This is a genomic window from Marinobacter sp. tcs-11 (genome assembly GCF_002049515.1).
GTDB lineage: Bacteria > Pseudomonadota > Gammaproteobacteria > Pseudomonadales > Oleiphilaceae > Marinobacter > Marinobacter nauticus.
In genome coordinates, this window is the sequence record NZ_LLYU01000020.1 from 1 (window position 1) to 16,021 (window position 16,021).

General features: G+C 56.9%; 14 protein-coding genes. 3 read left to right on the plus strand and 11 right to left on the minus strand.

Annotation, left to right across the window (positions count from 1 at the left end; genetic code table 11):
* Positions 1-211 (plus strand): hypothetical protein (locus tag ARC85_RS16300; RefSeq protein ID WP_286715489.1); only part of this gene is annotated, 211 nt, incomplete at its 5' end.
* Between the two features lie 320 nt (positions 212-531).
* Here the strand turns inward: ARC85_RS16300 and atzF are convergent.
* From atzF to ARC85_RS16340, 8 genes are all read right to left on the minus strand, one after another.
* Positions 532-2,337 (minus strand): allophanate hydrolase, encoded by a 1,806-nt coding sequence (gene atzF, locus ARC85_RS16305; RefSeq protein ID WP_286715491.1) that lies wholly within the window; start codon positions 2,335-2,337, stop codon positions 532-534.
* Between the two features lie 65 nt (positions 2,338-2,402).
* The gene (locus ARC85_RS16310) at positions 2,403-3,194 is read right to left on the minus strand and encodes a sulfite exporter TauE/SafE family protein (RefSeq protein ID WP_273133184.1); all 792 of its coding nucleotides are present in this window, start codon (positions 3,192-3,194) and stop codon (positions 2,403-2,405) included.
* A 53-nt stretch (positions 3,195-3,247) separates the two neighbouring features.
* The gene (locus ARC85_RS16315; protein WP_273133182.1) at positions 3,248-4,819 is read right to left on the minus strand and encodes a gamma-glutamyltransferase family protein; all 1,572 of its coding nucleotides are present in this window, start codon (positions 4,817-4,819) and stop codon (positions 3,248-3,250) included.
* The gene (locus ARC85_RS16320) at positions 4,816-5,526 is read right to left on the minus strand and encodes a GntR family transcriptional regulator (RefSeq protein WP_273133181.1); all 711 of its coding nucleotides are present in this window, start codon (positions 5,524-5,526) and stop codon (positions 4,816-4,818) included. The genes ARC85_RS16315 and ARC85_RS16320 overlap by 4 nt, the downstream gene beginning before the upstream one ends.
* Positions 5,523-7,199, minus strand: a complete 1,677-nt coding sequence (locus ARC85_RS16325) for a dipeptide ABC transporter ATP-binding protein (protein WP_273133180.1) — start codon at positions 7,197-7,199, stop codon at positions 5,523-5,525. Before ARC85_RS16325 ends, ARC85_RS16320 begins: the two co-directional genes overlap by 4 nt.
* A gap of 10 nt (positions 7,200-7,209) precedes the next feature.
* Complete coding sequence (locus tag ARC85_RS16330; protein WP_273133179.1) at positions 7,210-8,103, minus strand: ABC transporter permease; 894 nt, start codon at positions 8,101-8,103, stop codon at positions 7,210-7,212.
* A 1-nt stretch (position 8,104) separates the two neighbouring features.
* Entirely contained in the window at positions 8,105-9,136 is a 1,032-nt protein-coding gene (locus tag ARC85_RS16335) for an ABC transporter permease (RefSeq protein WP_286715493.1), read from the minus strand.
* A 12-nt stretch (positions 9,137-9,148) separates the two neighbouring features.
* Positions 9,149-10,762 (minus strand): ABC transporter substrate-binding protein, encoded by a 1,614-nt coding sequence (locus ARC85_RS16340; protein ID WP_286715496.1) that lies wholly within the window; start codon positions 10,760-10,762, stop codon positions 9,149-9,151.
* A gap of 778 nt (positions 10,763-11,540) precedes the next feature.
* Here ARC85_RS16340 and ARC85_RS16345 point away from each other — a divergent pair.
* Together ARC85_RS16345 and ARC85_RS16350 are read left to right on the plus strand one after the other, a co-directional pair.
* Positions 11,541-12,671, plus strand: a complete 1,131-nt coding sequence (locus tag ARC85_RS16345; protein ID WP_286715498.1) for an oxamate carbamoyltransferase subunit AllG family protein — start codon at positions 11,541-11,543, stop codon at positions 12,669-12,671.
* On the plus strand, positions 12,668-13,219 hold the full coding sequence (locus tag ARC85_RS16350) for an SDR family NAD(P)-dependent oxidoreductase (RefSeq protein WP_286715501.1): 552 nt from the start codon (positions 12,668-12,670) through the stop codon (positions 13,217-13,219). Before ARC85_RS16345 ends, ARC85_RS16350 begins: the two co-directional genes overlap by 4 nt.
* An 89-nt stretch (positions 13,220-13,308) precedes the next feature.
* On the opposite strand, the gene ARC85_RS16355 is transcribed toward ARC85_RS16350, so the two are convergent.
* Genes ARC85_RS16355 through ARC85_RS16365 form a run of 3 tightly spaced genes read right to left on the minus strand, consistent with a single transcriptional unit; the run spans position 13,309 to position 16,018 of the window.
* Positions 13,309-14,250, minus strand: a complete 942-nt coding sequence (locus tag ARC85_RS16355; RefSeq protein WP_286715502.1) for an acetamidase/formamidase family protein — start codon at positions 14,248-14,250, stop codon at positions 13,309-13,311.
* Between the two features lie 2 nt (positions 14,251-14,252).
* The gene (locus tag ARC85_RS16360; RefSeq protein ID WP_286715504.1) at positions 14,253-15,128 is read right to left on the minus strand and encodes a carbohydrate ABC transporter permease; all 876 of its coding nucleotides are present in this window, start codon (positions 15,126-15,128) and stop codon (positions 14,253-14,255) included.
* A gap of 11 nt (positions 15,129-15,139) precedes the next feature.
* Entirely contained in the window at positions 15,140-16,018 is an 879-nt protein-coding gene (locus ARC85_RS16365) for a carbohydrate ABC transporter permease (protein ID WP_286715507.1), read from the minus strand.
* Positions 16,019-16,021 lie beyond the last annotated feature (3 nt).

Below are 16,021 nucleotides of genomic sequence, written 5' to 3' on the forward strand. Positions count from 1 at the left end.
CGCCGAGCACTGTCAGGGCACCATTTGGGCACAAACCAAAAAAAAAGGACCTGCGCTCTCACGCAAGTCCTTGATATTCATGGCGCGCCCGATAGGATTCGAACCTATGACCTTTGCCTCCGGAGGGCGCCGCCACTGCCTGATAGCAATCGGCCTTAATCGACCAAAATTCCCCTTCTTCAATCAGTTGCGCCAAAACCCTGTACTTTAAAAAACTCCGATATATCAACATTGTGGCCGATTAACGACGAGTTTTGGCACAAGGGAGATAAGAATTCGGTGTCTGAAAAGTGGACATTTGACCGTTGCCTGATCTGTACCTCAGGCCTGTGTCAAAGGATTTTATTCCTTGGAAAGTATGGAGCAACTGTTAGGAAATGAGTGTCCGGATTGCGGACACTCACGTGTTCGATGGGGCGGCTTTTAGGTTGAGGGAATTAACAACAATGGACTAACGCCACCTCTGGTTCCACCTAGATTGGTCTGCAAACGCTTCAAGCTAATTTAGGGGTTTGATTTACGGTGGCCGATCTAGCCCACTGCTTCGATATAGTTACGCCAACTACCCACATCGGTAATGTCTTTGGCTCCCACAATTCCCCAAGGTTCGCAGATGAAACCGCAAACCCATCTGCCATCGGCAAGCTCCACCTTGCCAATACCCAGGGGGGCCGGAATGCCTGCAACAAAGGATCCGAAATGGTCTGCTGGCACCCGCCATATTTCAACCGCGATAGTGGCACCCTGACCCTCACGGATATCGCGGACGAGCCCGGGGCGGAACGGCGGTTCGCCGGCAAGGGCATAAAATCTGTAGCGGGCGGCGGTGTGGGTGGCCTCCATCAGCCTGGCGTTTCTATCGATGAGTTGATGATTCAGAGGGAGCCCGGAAAGGTGCGCGCCGCAGACGACCACATCGATAGTGCCGGGCTCTTCGGGGAGATTCGGCGATGGCACGGGGTCGCTCAACGCGCCAACTCGATCCGTCGCCTCTGCGTGCAGTTTGCCGGCCAGCCCCAGTAGAGCCTCGTCCGACCACGCCCTGGAGAATATTGTCACCCCCCAGGGCAAGCCGTCGCTGCGGTGGCCTGCAGGTACCGCTACTGCACTGTAGTCCAATAGGTTCATGAAGTTGGTGTAGGTGCCCAGGCGGTTGTTTCGTTCAATGGGCTCAGCGGCGATTTCCGACAAGGTGTAGATACGTGGCGCAGTGGGCGTGAGAATTAGGTCCACCTCTGCCAAAACCCTGTCTGCAGCCTGTTTGAGTTCTCGCAAGCGATACTGAGCCTGGAAGGCATCAGCGCCAGTGGTGTTCCGCCCTTTACCTATAATCTCGCGTGTAACCGCCAGCAAGGACTCGGGCTTATCATCGATTAAAGGCTGGGTTGCCAGGTAGCGCTCGGTCACCCAAGGGCCTTCGTACAAAAGACGGGCTGCTTCGGTAAAAGGAGCCAGGTCTATCTCAACGATCTCGGCACCTAGGCTACGGGCAGCCGTCAAGCTGCGCTTGAAAAGCTGGGCGGCTTCCTTGTCTCCGTCGAAGTCAAGTTGCTCCGGAGCGGGAACTCCTATTCTAGGATTGGTTTTGAAGGGGATGCGGCCAGCTGGAGGAACCCGTTGCCAGGGATCTGCTTTGTCTTCTACGCTGCTCAGTTCTAAAAGCGTCTTCGCTTCGGCACTGCTGCGGGCGAAGATTGATATACAGTCGAGGGTCTTGCAGGCAGGTACTACGCCTCTGACACTCAACCGGCCAAGCGTGGGCTTTAGGCCGATTAGGTTGTTAAAGCTTGCTGGAACGCGTCCGGATCCTGCTGTATCCGTGCCCAGAGAAAAACTTACCAGCCCCAGGGCCACGGCTACGGCGGAACCGGAAGATGAGCCTCCGCTGATGTAGTCTGGGTTCACACTGTTGCGACAAGCGCCCCAAGGGGCCGGAGAGCGTACCCCAACAAGTCCGGTGGCAAACTGGTCCAGGTTTGTTTTTCCAAGGGGTATGGCTCCCGCTGCAATCAGTTGTTCCACCACAAAGGCACTTTTCTTCGGTGTATACGTAAAGGCTGGACAGGCAGCCGTTGTTGGTATGCCGGCTAGGTCGATGTTGTCCTTGATGGCAAAAGGAATGCCAAACAGGGGTAGGCGCGCGGGGGATAGTGTTTCCAGTCGCCGCAGGTAGGGCTCAAGCTCCTCCTCGGTTAACCGGTGGGTCCAGATGGCCTGGTCCAGGTAACTGTCGCAGCGGTGACGCAGCGATCTGACGACTTGCCGCGGGGCGATGGTGCCGGTGGTGTAGGCTTGCCTCAAAGAGTCCAGGCTCAGGTTGAATTCAGGTTTCGTCATCTTGCTTTCCTCGGCGTCTATGCCAATTTGAATTTGTTTATAACGCATGCAGAAAGGTCAGAGCCTTACAACGCAGCAAACAACATCCGCCCTGCCACCAGCAGAAGCAATCCACCGAAACATCGCTTCAGTGTCGGTGCGGGGATGCGGTGGCTGAGTGCTACACCTACGGGAGCCAGCAGCACCGTAAACAACGCAATCAAAACAACCGCCGGCAGGTAAATGTAACCCACGGACCAAGGTGCTATGTGCAAATCCCAGCCCGAGATGACATAACCCAGAGTACCCATCAGGGCCAAAGGGAGGCCCAGAGCACTGGAGGTGGCTACGGCCCGCTGCATGGAAACGTTGAAGAAGACCATTAATGGCACCATTACGTTGCCTCCACCAATGCCGGCGAGTCCGGAGAGTACGCCACTGAAAAGGCCAAGCCCGCTGGTGCCGGGCTTTCCGGGCATAGAACGAGATGGATTTGGTACCCAGCGGCTGAGCATGATGAGGGAGATGACCAGTAAGAAGATGGCAATGCCGATCTCCAGTATCATTGCAGGTATGCGGGCAGCGACAAAGCCACTTAAGAAGCTACCTGCCACTACTGTCGGTGCCCACAGCCGGAAAATGGCCCAGTCCACAGCCTGGCGCTTGATTTGAGCGCGCGCGGCGGAGATTGAGGTGAAGATGATAGTGCATAGGGAGGTGGCCACCGCGGTGATAACGATAAACTCCGAGGGAAAGTCTTGCGCCGAGAGGATGATTATCAAAGCCGGTACTATGACGACACCCCCGCCAATTCCGAGCATGCCGGCCAGTAAGCCAGCGACAATTCCTAGTACGGAGCAGGCGATGATCATTTCCATGTTGTTTCCTTGTTTCTGTGGTCTAAAACGATCGATTGATTGAAATGCTTCAGTTACTGGCCTAGTGCGGTGCCTTCGCCTCGCGGGTCATGCATCGCTTCCCTTCGTCCGTCCGGGTGTATCGCTACGGCGCCGGCCAGACCGGTAAAAGGACTGAGCTCTGGTATCCATTCAATCTCGTGACCACGGCGAGTCAGGGCCTCTCCCACTGCGTGCGGGATACTCTTCTCCAGTTTTAGATTTTCGCTGCTGCCGAAGAAGCTTCGTCCCTGTAGAAAACGGGGTGCCTGCAGCGCCTGATCTATGCCTTTCTGGTAATCAATCAGTTGTGTTGCTAGCACCATTTGTGTCTGGGGCTGGCCGTCGCCGCCCTGGCTTCCGAAATAGAACTGGCGGCCGTCATCTGCGAGCCAGGCGGAGGGGTTGAGTGTATTAGCCGGCAGCTTGCCGGGGGCCCAACTATTGGCATGTGCAGAACCTGGGGTGAAACCGGCCGCACGGTTGAGCCAGAGGATGCCGGTATCGCCTACCATGCAGCCGGAACCGAAATCATGGAACAGGCTCTGCATCAGGCAGGCAGTTCGCCCGCTGGCATCGGTGGCCGCCAACCAAGCGGTGTCTGCCGGTTTGCCGGTTTCCTGCCAGGGAACCGCGACCTGTGGATCAATAGCGGCATAGTCGGCGGCTGCTCGCTCGCGGCTGAGCAGCCACTGCAGGTTCAGGGTTCCACTTGCAGGATCGCATAGATGGCGGTTGCGATGCCTGAGTTGGGCTTTAACCGCCTCCGCCAGATAGTGGAAATAATCAGCTCCGCCGTTTTCTATCGCCGCCAACTTAACAAAGTTGAGGGCGTTCAGGGCACTGAGGGTATACAGGCCCTGGCTTGGTGGCGGGAAGTTGTAAAACGTACCGTTGCGGTAGCGGATACTCAGAGGGACGCTGTGCCATGCCTTTGTCGAGCTCAGATCGTCCCGGGTCAGACCGTTGCCGAGCTTTTCAAAGCCCTCCGCCAGTGCGGTGGCCAACTCTCCTTCGTAGAAATCCTCTATCCCTGCCCGGGCAAGATGCTCCAGCGTGGAGGCCAGTTCTGGGCGGGTAACCCGCGTGTTCTCGGCGAGCAACTCACCGTCCTCGTCACAACACAGGGCCTTGAGGTCGGGCAGGTCTCGAATCAGATCTCTGCGTTGTTGCTGCCAGAACGCCTGATTGCTCGAGATGCCATAGCCGTTCCGCGCCAAGGCAATAGCCTGCTCCAGCAGATCAGGCCAGGTCATGGTAGAACCCCAGCGGTGGGTGCTCCAGTCGTAGGCCATGGACCAGCCCCGGAGGGCACCGGCGGTCGTGGCGGCCGAGGCTGGACCGCGTGTTGCCAAGACGCCGTTGACAGGCAAGCGCTGACCCGCATGGCCCAGACCTAGCAGTGTGTCCACTTGGGCACCATCGCTTAGCAGCCACAGGGCATCACCACCTAGGCCTGTCATGTGAGGGTAGACTACCGACAGGACAGCACCTGCACACATGGCCGCGTCAATAGCAGTACCACCCGCCCGGAGTATTTCCATGCCCGCCTCACTGGCCCTGTAATCCGGAGTGCAGATCACGCCTGCGGTTGATTCGGCCTTCATACAGTAGATTCTCCCGGGGGTTCTAGGAAGGATTGGTGCTCCGCCACGAACTCCGCTGACATAACGCTAACAGTCTGGACGTGGAGGCGCATCAGGCGGGCGACACCATCGGCATCTCCGTCCAGAATGGCCCGGACGATAGCGTCATGCTCTTCCCATGATTTGCTGATCCGGTTGCTCATCCGGAACTGGGCCCGGCGAAACGGTGCCAGTCGGGTGCGGGTGGCTTCTGCTAATTGCTGTAACTGGCTAGACTGGGCACCCTCAAAGATCAGGGTGTGGAAATCGTGGTTGTAACGAGCATAATCGTCGGCGGTGCCGTCTCGTAGCATGTGAACCGAGTCCTGGTGAAACTTCCGCAGAGCTTCCCGTTGCCGGCTTTTCATACGAAGGGCAGCGAGTCTCGCTAGGGCCGCTTCTAGTTCTGCCATCGCTTCGTAAAGGTCATTGAGAGCGTTGAACGACAGTGTGGCAACGATCACACCTCGATTGGGGCGGTGGGTTACCAGTCCCATGGCCGCCAGATGGCCGAAGGTTTCACGGATGGGGGTGCGGGAAACTCCGAACCGCTCTGCAATGGCTTGGGCATCGAGCTTGGCGCCCGGCGTCAGGCGGCCGCTAACAATATCGTCTGCCAGGGTCTGGACAATACTGTCTACCACTGTGCCCTTGCTGGCCCGTTCCGTATGCGGAGGAAATCGGGTCATACCGTGCATTCCTCAGGCACCGGTTCGGTTTCCGGTGGGTGGGGAATGGCCGCTAGCAAAGAGCGGGTGTAGTCCGTGGCTGGAGCGTCCAGCAACCGACTGGCCTCCCCTTCCTCTACGATCACGCCATTTTGCATCACCATGATGCGGTCGCATAGCAAGCGCACCACGTTCAGGTCATGGCTAATGAACAGGTAACTCATACCCAAGCGGTGTTTGAGGTCTTCCAGAAGATTGAGTACTACCGCCTGCACCGAGACATCCAGGGCCGCCGTGGGTTCATCCAGAATCAGCAACTTGGGTTCCAGGGCGATGGCCCGGGCGATGCCAACGCGGGCTTTCTGGCCACCGGACAACTGATGGGGAAAGCGATCCAGCAGGTGCACCGGTAGTCCCACTAAGCCGGCCAGTTCGATAATCCGTAACTCCCTTTCCTTGCGACCAAGTTCTGGGGTGAGCCGGCTGATCGGGTCACCAATGGACTGGGCTGCACTCCAACGGGGGTTCAGGCTATCGGTGGGGTCCTGGAACACCATCTGTAGTTTGCCGCGCAAGCGGTGGGACGCGAACTTTGAGGCCGGCACTTGTGCGATATCCTCACCGAGGAACTCGATGGTCCCGCCACTGGTGTCCAATAGCCGCATGATCATGGACGAGGTGGTGGATTTGCCACAGCCACTCTCGCCTACTAGGCCTAGGCTTTCTCCCTTCCGGATCTGGAAGGATAGGTCCTGTACTGCGAGGTGACCGCCTTCCGCGCCGGTCTTGCCGAAGTGCTTGCGCAGGTTGCTGACGGTCAGTATGGGCTCTCCCGGGGGGCGGGTTTCGGGAAGCTCGAGAGCTTGAGCACGGGCTTCCGGTGTCAGTAAGTCGCGGATTCGGGAATCGTGGTGGGGCGTAGCTTGTAGTAAAAGCTGGGTATAGCGTTCACGGGGGCGGTGGAACATTTCGGCGGAGCGATTGGATTCGACAATTTTGCCTTTCTCCATCACCACTAACCGGTCACAGTAGGCCGCCGCCAGCCCTAGGTCGTGGGTGATGAGGACGGTGGACATGTCGTACTCCCGGGTGAGGTCAACAATTAGGTCCATCACCGCCTTCTGGGTGGTGACATCCAGCCCGGTGGTTGGCTCGTCCGCGATCAGTAGCCTAGGTCGGCAGGCCAAGGCAATGGCGATCACGACCCGTTGGCACATGCCGCCGGATAACTCGAAGGGATAAGCGTCGTAACGCTGTTCCGGATCGCGGATTTTAACCGCTTTCAGCATCTCGATGGCTTTTTCTCGGGCGTTGCTACGAGTGGCTTGGCTGTGTTGTATCAGTACGTCGGAGACCTGATGGCCAATGCGACGGATCGGGTTCAGGGCCGCGCGGGGGTTCTGGAAAATCATAGAGATCTCCCGGCCTCGGATGTCCCTCATGTCATTTTCCTGCGCCTTGTGCAGGGATATGCCGCCGTAACTGATCTTGCCACCGGCGATATGGCCGGCTCGGTCGAGAATGCGCATTACGGCATAGGATGTCACCGACTTGCCCGAGCCTGATTCTCCGACAATACCCAGGGTTTCGCCTTTTCCCACGGCAAGGGATATGTCGTCAATCGCCCGTACCGTGCCGTTACGGGTGACGAAGTCGACACTCAAGTGCTGGATGTCCAGTAAGGGTAAGCTCATGGTGTGCTCCTTAGGTGCGGCGCTGGGGATCCACGAGATCCCGCAGGCCATCGCCAATCAGGTTGAAGGTGAATACCGCCAGCATCAGCGCCATCCCCGGGAAGATCACCAGCCACCACTCGCCGGAGATAATGAAGTTGGCGCCCTCGGCGACCATGATGCCCCACTCCGGCGCTGGCGGTTGTACCCCGAGGCCAATGAACGATAGGCCTGCGGCGTTGAGGATGGCCCAGCCCATGTTGAGGGAGATTTGCACCATCATCGGCGGCAGGGTATTGGGGAAGATGTGCCCAAACAGTACCCGCAACTCGGAATTGCCGGATAGCCGGGCTGCCTGTACGAAGCCAGCGTTGCGGCGGATACTCACTTCCGCCCGAGCCATGCGCGCATAGAAGGGAAGGTTAATAATGGCGGTGGCGTAGACTATGTTTTCTACGGTATTGCCGGCGGCCGCCACTATACCCATTGCGAGCACGAACAGCGGAAAGGCCATGATGGTGTCCACAAAGCGGCCGGTGATACGGTCAGTCCAGCCACCGAAGTAGCCAGCAAAACAGCCTATGATGGAACCCAATACAAATGAGATTGCCACTGCGGATACCGAAATCAGCAGATCTAGTCGGGTTGCCACGACGACCCGGGAGAATACATCACGCCCCAAGTGGTCAGTGCCGAACCAATGGGCGGCGCTGGGCGCCTGTAGTGCAGGCCCGACACCCGTGTTCAGCGGGTCGTGAGGCACAAGCCAGGGCCCGAACAAGGCCATGCCGATAAACAGGGCGAACAGAGCGAACGCCAGCCCGGTCATAGGGTTCTCGGACGCCACATGGCGCAGGTGCTGCCAGTAGCTGGTGCGGGGAGGCCCCTCCAGTTTTGGGGCTGCTAGGGTGGTCATACTGGTCATTTCAGGCCTCCTCGCCCACGCGGGGGTCAATCAGGGTATAGATCACGTCGATCAGGAGGTTGAGAGTGACGAACAGCAGCGCCATGGAGAGCACAAAACCCTGCACGGCGGCGTAATCCGAAACCACCAGTGCCTCTACTGCAAAGGACCCGATGCCGGGCCAGGCGAATACCTTCTCTACCAGTACGTTGGCGCCAAGTACGAAGGAAAACACCATACCTAGGGTGGTCACTACCGGAAGCAGGGCATTGCGGAGGGCGTAAGTTACCAGCACCCGGCGACCACTGAGGCCGGCAGCCCGGGCGGTGCGCACAAAATCGCTACCCAGGGTCTGCAGCATCGCAGCCCGGGTCATGCGGGCGATAGGGGCCAGGGTGAACAGGGCCAGCGTGATTAGTGGTAGGGCTAACTGTGCCAGAGCGGCCCCCAGCACCTCCCATTCGCCGGCGATGATAGCGTCAATGGTCAGGAAACCGGTCACCTGTTCCGGAGGCAGGTACATCATGTCGAGCCGGCCCATTGGGGCTGGGGCCCAGCCGAGCAAGTAATAGAACACGTACATCAGTGCCAATCCGGTAAAGAACGTGGGCAGGGAGACGCCGGCAGTGACCAGGAACCGGCAGGTATGGTCAACCCAGGTGTTGGGTCGTGTGGCTGCTAGAACCCCCAGAGGGACGGCAATCAAAAACGATAGAAGTAGAGCCCCCAGTGTCAGTTCCAAAGAAGCGGGGAGACGGCTGGCCAGCTCGGACATGACCGGCTGGCCGGTGGAGATTGCCATGCCCAGATCGCCCTGAATCAGGTCTCCGACATAGGTGACGAACTGCATTGGCAAAGGCTTGTCTAGGCCGAGGGTCCTGCGGACTTCCTCAATGGATTCGGCATCGGCCATCTGTCCGGCGAAGTAGGCAGCCGGGTCCCCAGGCAATGCCCGGGTCAACAGGAAGCACACAACTAGGATGCCGAACACTGTTGGCAAAGCCTGCAGAAGTCGGAGAGCTACCTTGCGCAGTTTATCCAGTATGGTGGGCATGCTGCTCGCTCCTTATGCCGGCTTGAGGGCGCGGACGTCCATTTGGCGATGGAACCAGTATTCGTAGCCTTCCACGCTCTCCTTGAAAGCGACATTCAGAGTCGGCTGCCAAAGAGGAATCCGCGGGATATCATCGAAGGCCAGTTCGATCATGCGCTTTACATTGGGGGCGTAGTCGAGGTCGTCCGTGGCCATATCGAGGGTGTCGTCAACCAGTCTGGCCATTTCGGAATTGTCATAATTGTAGGAGTTGAACAGATTGCCTTTGATGTAGGCCCAGAAGAAGTAATAGTCCGGGGTGTTCAGCCAACCACCGAAGTTTTCCAGGTGTAGGGGCAGTTTCTTGTCCACCAGCGCAACAGTGCGCCAGTTCGCTCCTGGAATCTTCTCGATGGTTGCCTTGATGCCGATATCTGCCAAGCCCTGCTGGATCAGCAGTGCCGCTGGTTCTGCCCAGTCCGCGTGGGACAGATTGAACGACAGGGGTACCTCAAAACCGTCTTCATATCCCGCCTCGGTCATCAGTGCTCGGGCTTTCTCGATGTTCTGCTCGTAAGGTGATTTTTGCGGCCAGGCTATCTTGTCCACGGTATCGGTGCCGCCCCACATGGGCACTCCTTGTTCATAGGCCGCCTGCTCAAAAATCTTCTGGTAAGGAATGGACCAGGCCACTGCCTGACGTACCCGTTTGTCCTTGAACGGCTCGAAGTCCAGATTGGTGCACAGGGAGTAGACGCAGTTTTCAATAGGGGTGCTGACAATTTTCACCCCGGGCTTTTTGGCCAACTCCTTGGCATCCTTGTTGGGGATGTCATGGGAAGCAGTGACGCTGCCTCGCTCGATTAGTGCCCTGCGTGTGGACTGGGCCGGCACTTCGCGAACAATAACCCGCTGATAGCCTGGAATGTCCCCGCCGACCCACTTGTCATTGCGCTCATAGACCAACTGCTGGCCAGCGTCCCAGCGAGCCACTTTGTAAGCCCCAGATCCAGCCGGGTTACGGTGTAGGTACTCGGTGGCCCACGGATCAGCGGCGGTAGCATTCGCCTTGGCAACTTCCGAATTGATGATGATGGGGATTGGCGTTGCTAGGTCTGGTAGTGCCAGTTTGGAGGGAAACGGTAGTGTAATGCGGAAGGTGCGGTCGTCAACGGCCTCGAACTGATTTGGCGACTCCAGTCTTCCGGCTTTCATCTGAACGGTTGGGAAGCCACCTAGAGATACAGCCCTATCCAGAGACCACTTGACGTCATGGGCCGTGACGGGCTTGCCGTCCCAGAAAGTTGCGTTTTCGCGAATGGTGAAGGTTAGCACCGTGCCGTCATCACTGGTTTCCCATGATTCCGCGAGCTCCGGTTGCACATTGTCGTAGTCGTAGCTCAAGGAGCCGTCCGGCATTGTTTTGGTTCCGAACGAGACAAGGCGGTCATAGCAGTTGATGGCTACCTGGTAACTATCCCGGTTCGTACCACTGCGGTGAATATCTAGGCTGTTAATTGTGCCGCCAATCACGACCACGGCGGTTTCCTGGCTGGCCGCAGATGCTGGCAGGACCTTGAATAGAGGCAGGACACTGGCACCAACAGACAGTGATGTGGCGCCCTTAAGGAACTCTCGACGATTCATTCTGCATACTCCTGAGTGAAAAAACCTGAGGAAGTGCATGCAATTGGTAAGCCAGCCGCGTTGTTTTTCCTAATAAACGTATAAAATCATATGGTTAAGTCTTTTTCTCTAGGTTTCCCTAGTTTCCTTGGCTCATTAGCAAAGTTCTTTCGGCCGGCGCATGCACTGTCAGGTAGCGGGCGTGCCCCGAAGGTGGGCCTTCTAGAATGAAAGGCTTGTGGTCAGTCGGTTGGAGAGGCTTAAATCACTTCCATATCAACATGCGAGCTAAGGACCCATGGGGACACCTGTGCTGACGAATAGAAGGGGCGTGCGAATCACTGAAGCCTTGGGCGCCGCTTTCCAGTGATAACTCTGTAGTTCTGGCCCCGTTGGGGCTTTGTTGCATAGTAATTTCCCCTCCCGGCGGTCAAGGGGTGTTATGGAGTCCTTCTGATGCCGGCTGCGTTGAAGATGCTATAAGCCTCGATCTGAAGTTTGGGTCGACGGCGCTGCGGTGATAGATGATCCCTGCTCGATTCTGATCCCCAGTTTGTAATTCCAATCTGCGCTCTTTCTTTGCCCTCTACTCCGATCTTTTTTTGGTGCATTAATTAGTGTACTGATCAATATGGGGCGCAGTCTAGATTCGAATAATTATATCTCTCAACTTTTTTCAATATTTAAATCCCTTTAAAAACAATAACTAATTAATTTTTGTATCCATATTTTGGGGTTTGGCACAACTTGTGTATGCATTGCCTTGGTGGCTCATTAAAACATTCTGGTGTGAGGTGAGATGGAATCTTTGGACGGAAGTCTACACAAGAAGTTTGCTGGTATTTTCCTCAAGCGGGTTTGCTTACTAAGAGAGGTCCTGCCGAACCTGGATGGTTTAACTGTACTCCATGCGGGACCTCCGTTTGTAACTTCAGATGTTCCTGCAGCTGTTCGCAACGCGACGGTCCATGCTCTGCTGTTTGAGGGGGGTGTAACCACCCCTGACCAGGCGGTCAATCTAATTGATAGCGGCAAAGTAAATTTCCAACCGGCCCAGGATTGGGGAGTGGTCACGCCATTGGCGCAGGTGGTTTCCCCATCCATGCCAGTATTTGTCATCGGTGATGGTGCCAGCCAGATGTGCGCGCCCATTGTTGAAGGCGCGCCAATTGGTATCCGTTTTGGCTCACCCGAGCCGGAGTGTCTGGAAAGCCTGCGTTGTCATGCCGACTTTGCGGTGAGGGAACTCGGCCCCCTATTGCAGAAGTCGCCTGTGAAGGTCGCTGCGGTTATCAAAACGGCACTGGAGGAAGGCAATGACTGTCATTCCCTGACGGACCAAGCAAATTCTGCTTTTCTGGGCCAGCTTGAAGGCCTGTCCAACGAGTACCGAACTCTCCTTGAAAATAGCCCGGGCTTCGTTCTTCCCATATTGATGGCGGCGGCAGGGTGGTTACTCCAGTTTGGTCCCCGTGCTCCGGACTGCTCAGGGCGTGTCGTAGCTGCTGGTGGAAACGGTCTGCAGTTCGGAATACGACTTAGTGGGCAAACGGAGTGGTCGACCATACTTGCGCAACCACCTGAAGGAACTCTTTTTCCCAATCAGGAGGGGCGCCCTGTACTTGGTTCGATTGGTGATAGTGCAGTTATTGATTTCTGCGGCCTGGGCGGACAGGCCTTAAGCCAAGCGCCGTCATTAGTCTCTGACTGGGAGGTGCTGCTTCCTAAGGATTGGTCAACGCGCCCGGGGAGCGTTCTGGGCCCCAGTTCTGGTGTAGTTTGTGCGCAGCGTGTGACTGAAAGGCAGTTGGTGCCGATTGTAAATCTTGCTTTGGTGAGCGCTGATGCCAGGGGGGGGATACTCGGAAAGGGCTTTTACCAACCCGATCTAAGTTTGTTCAAGGCTGCTCAGGCGAGAGGCGCATTATGAGCGCCAAACTTGTTGTGATCGTGACCGGTGGAAGTCAGGGCATTGGCTTTGCTGTGGCACGAGATCTGGCCACTCGGGGAATGTGTGTGGTGATTGCCGATCTCGTGAATGCTCAAAACAGCGCCTGTACCCTGCAGGAGTGCGGTCTGGATGTCTGCGGGTATGAGGTGGACGTGTCCGACCCCAAGCAGGTTGATGCTCTAGTGGAATATACCCTGACTGAGTATGGAGCGATCGACGCCCTCGTCAACAACGCAGGTATCTACTCCTCGCTGAAACCTACCGAATTTGAGTCACTCGCTCTGGACGAATGGCGGCGTGTATTCGATGTCAATGTGCTGGGTCTTTTCCTGTGCTGCAAGGCGGTCATGCCCGCCTTCCGGACGGGAGGACGGGGCAGCATCGTGAACATTTCATCCGGGGCTATCGCCGCAGCAATCGTCGCTACGGTTGTGTTGATTGTGAAATTCCCAGCAGCGCTGGTGGCTTTGACGCTTGGCTGTCTATTCTTCAACGTCATGGCCAAGCGATTCCCGACGTTTCATTGAATAAGAGCGCAGGCAATCATAGCCCTGCGCTTTTTTTTTGCCGTGAAACACACTTGATCTCGGGTAAACCGCAGCGAAACCAAAAGCTATCAAATTAGATAGCGCTTCGGCAGCATCATGTGCACCCCCTTGTTACCATCAACCAACTGGCTGATGCGCAGGTCTCCTGCCACCGAACAAAGCATGTACGCCTGCTCGTTAGTAAGCGAAGTAAGCTTTTTTACTCGCTTAATCATTTCGCGAATCGCTTGGCGCGCCGCCTCGTCGAGATCTTCATTCAGGCCGATCGAGATAAGGTGAGTACCTGACTCTGCAAATGGCTGGCTCAGATCGATATCGCTTCTAATCGTCAACCGAAACCGTCCTCCAATCCCCATTTCTAGTGCGGTTAGGCATACCTCGCCGTCGCCCTGAACACCATGGCCGTCGCCCGCAAAGAACAAGGCACCCTCGTTGAACACTGGCAGGAACAGTGTCGTGCCAGGCTTAAGCTCTTTGTTATCCATGTTTCCGCCGAAGGCCATGGGCACCGATGAGCCGCAGCGTCCCCATTCCGGCGGCGGTGCTACAGCCATAATGCCAAAGAACGGATCGAGATTGATCTCCATACCCCAAGGTAAGGTGGCGACGCCTCGCCGCCGATCGATGCTCGGCTGGATCATGCATTCCTCGAAAGAATCTTCGGGCAATGCTCCCAGGGGCGGCTGGATAGCCATGTAACCCCAGTCCATCGTCGGCCAGGCGTCTAGGATATCCACCTGCAGCACGTCGCCCGGCTTGGCGCCTTCGATGTACACCGGCCCGGTAACAAAATGCGGCCCCGCTCCCTTTTCTAGCGCTGCGATGGCGTTTAGATATTCAGTAGGGACTTGATCTCGATCCGCCGGCAAACACTCATACCCCCCCGCCGGGAACGAGCCCAACTCAACGGTATCGCCCGACTGCACTCGCAAAATGGGTGCGATCCCCGCCTCCAGATATCCCCATAACATGTTTTCGTGCCGAGTCGGTACGACATGATGACGACCCATAACTACCCCTTCACCGCGCCCATGGTGAGACCACGAACAATGTGTTTCTGCAACAAGAACACCGCCAACATCACCGGCACCAGAGACAGCGTACCGACAATCGCCATCGGCCCCCAGCGCACACCCTGGGTAGTGATCAATTCAGGCACCGCCACCGGCAACGTCTTGACCTGCTGACCACCCAGCATGAAGGCGAACATGAACTCGTTCCAGGCAAAGATGAAGCACAGCATGCCGGTTGCGACAATGGCCGAGCGCAGCAGCGGCAACACCACCCGCAGAAACACCTCGAAACGGTTGTAACCCTCAAGAATTGCTACCTCTTCGAGCGCCACCGGCAGGTCCTTGCAGAAACTGCTCATCACCCAGATATAGAACGACAGGTTGAAGGTCAGATACGCCAGGGTCAGCCCGGAATAGGTGTCGATCAGACCCATGTTGGAAAAGATCATGTAGAAGGGAATGACCATGCAGATCGGCGGCGCCATCCGGGTTGCCAGCACGAACAGGAACAGGTCATCGCGAAAGCGCAGCTTGAACCGGGCAAAGGCATAGGCAGCCGGGGTACCCAACACGATCACCAGCAGGGTACTGATCGAGGCCAGTGCGAACGAGGTGCCCAGATAGCCGATGAAGCCGTTGTCGATCACATAGCGAAAATGCACCAGTGTCGGCTCGAACAGCCACTCGGTGGGCCGCGCGAACATCGCCGAGTCGGGCCGGAACATGAAACTGCCGACCCACAGCACCGGGAACAGCACAATGAAGGCAATCACGATCAGCAACAGCGTCCAGAACACCGAGACCCGCTCCTGACGGGAGATCCGCTTGATCGGTTTGGCGGTAACGGCCGGGGCATGGCTTGCAGGTTGATTCATCTCGGCAGCTCCTAGAAGGCGTTCAGTTTTTTCTTGGCAACGTGGTAGAACAGCGAACACAGGATGAAGAAGCCGATCCACACCAGCACGGCAAAGGCGGCGGACTCACCGATACGCCACTGCTCGAAGCTCATCCGGTAGGCAAACAGGCTGGGAACCTCGGTGGAGGTGCCTGGACCACCGGCAGTCAGGGTGTAGATGGTATCGAACACCTTGAACGCGTCGATAAAGCGCAGCATGCCAATCACCACCATCAGCGGTGCCATCAACGGCAGCGTCAGGCGGAAGAACATCTGCATGGGTGTTGCCCCGTCCACCGCAGCAGCGCGGTACGGACTGACCGGCAACGCCTGCAAACCGGCGAAGAACGCCAGCATCATGAACGGCGTCCACTGCCAGACATCCACCAGCGCCAGGGCGATCAGCGCATAGTCTGGAGAGGAGAATACCGAGGTACCCGGCAACAGGCCGAAACGCTCGACGATGTTGTATGACAGCAGACCCCATGAGCCGGCGAACATCACCTTCCATACCAGGCCGACAACAATCGGTGCCATCATGGTCGGGATGAACAGCAACGGCAGAATCACACTGCGCCCCCATACCCGCTTGTTCAGCAACAGGGCGCCGCCCAACCCGAGAATGAACTGCAGCGGGAAGGCTATCAGGATGAACTTGACCGCCACCCACAGGCTGTTCCAGGTGCGCTCGTTATCGAGCAGCCGGCTGTAGTTGCTCCAACCGGCGAAGTCACCGATACGCCCGAAGTTGACCTGATGAAAACTCAGGTACATGGCGAACAGAAAAGGTACCAGGCTGACCACTACCAGCACCAGAAACGCCGGTGCCAGTAGTGCGTAGGGGTACCATCGGTTTTCCAATGGTTTCATAAC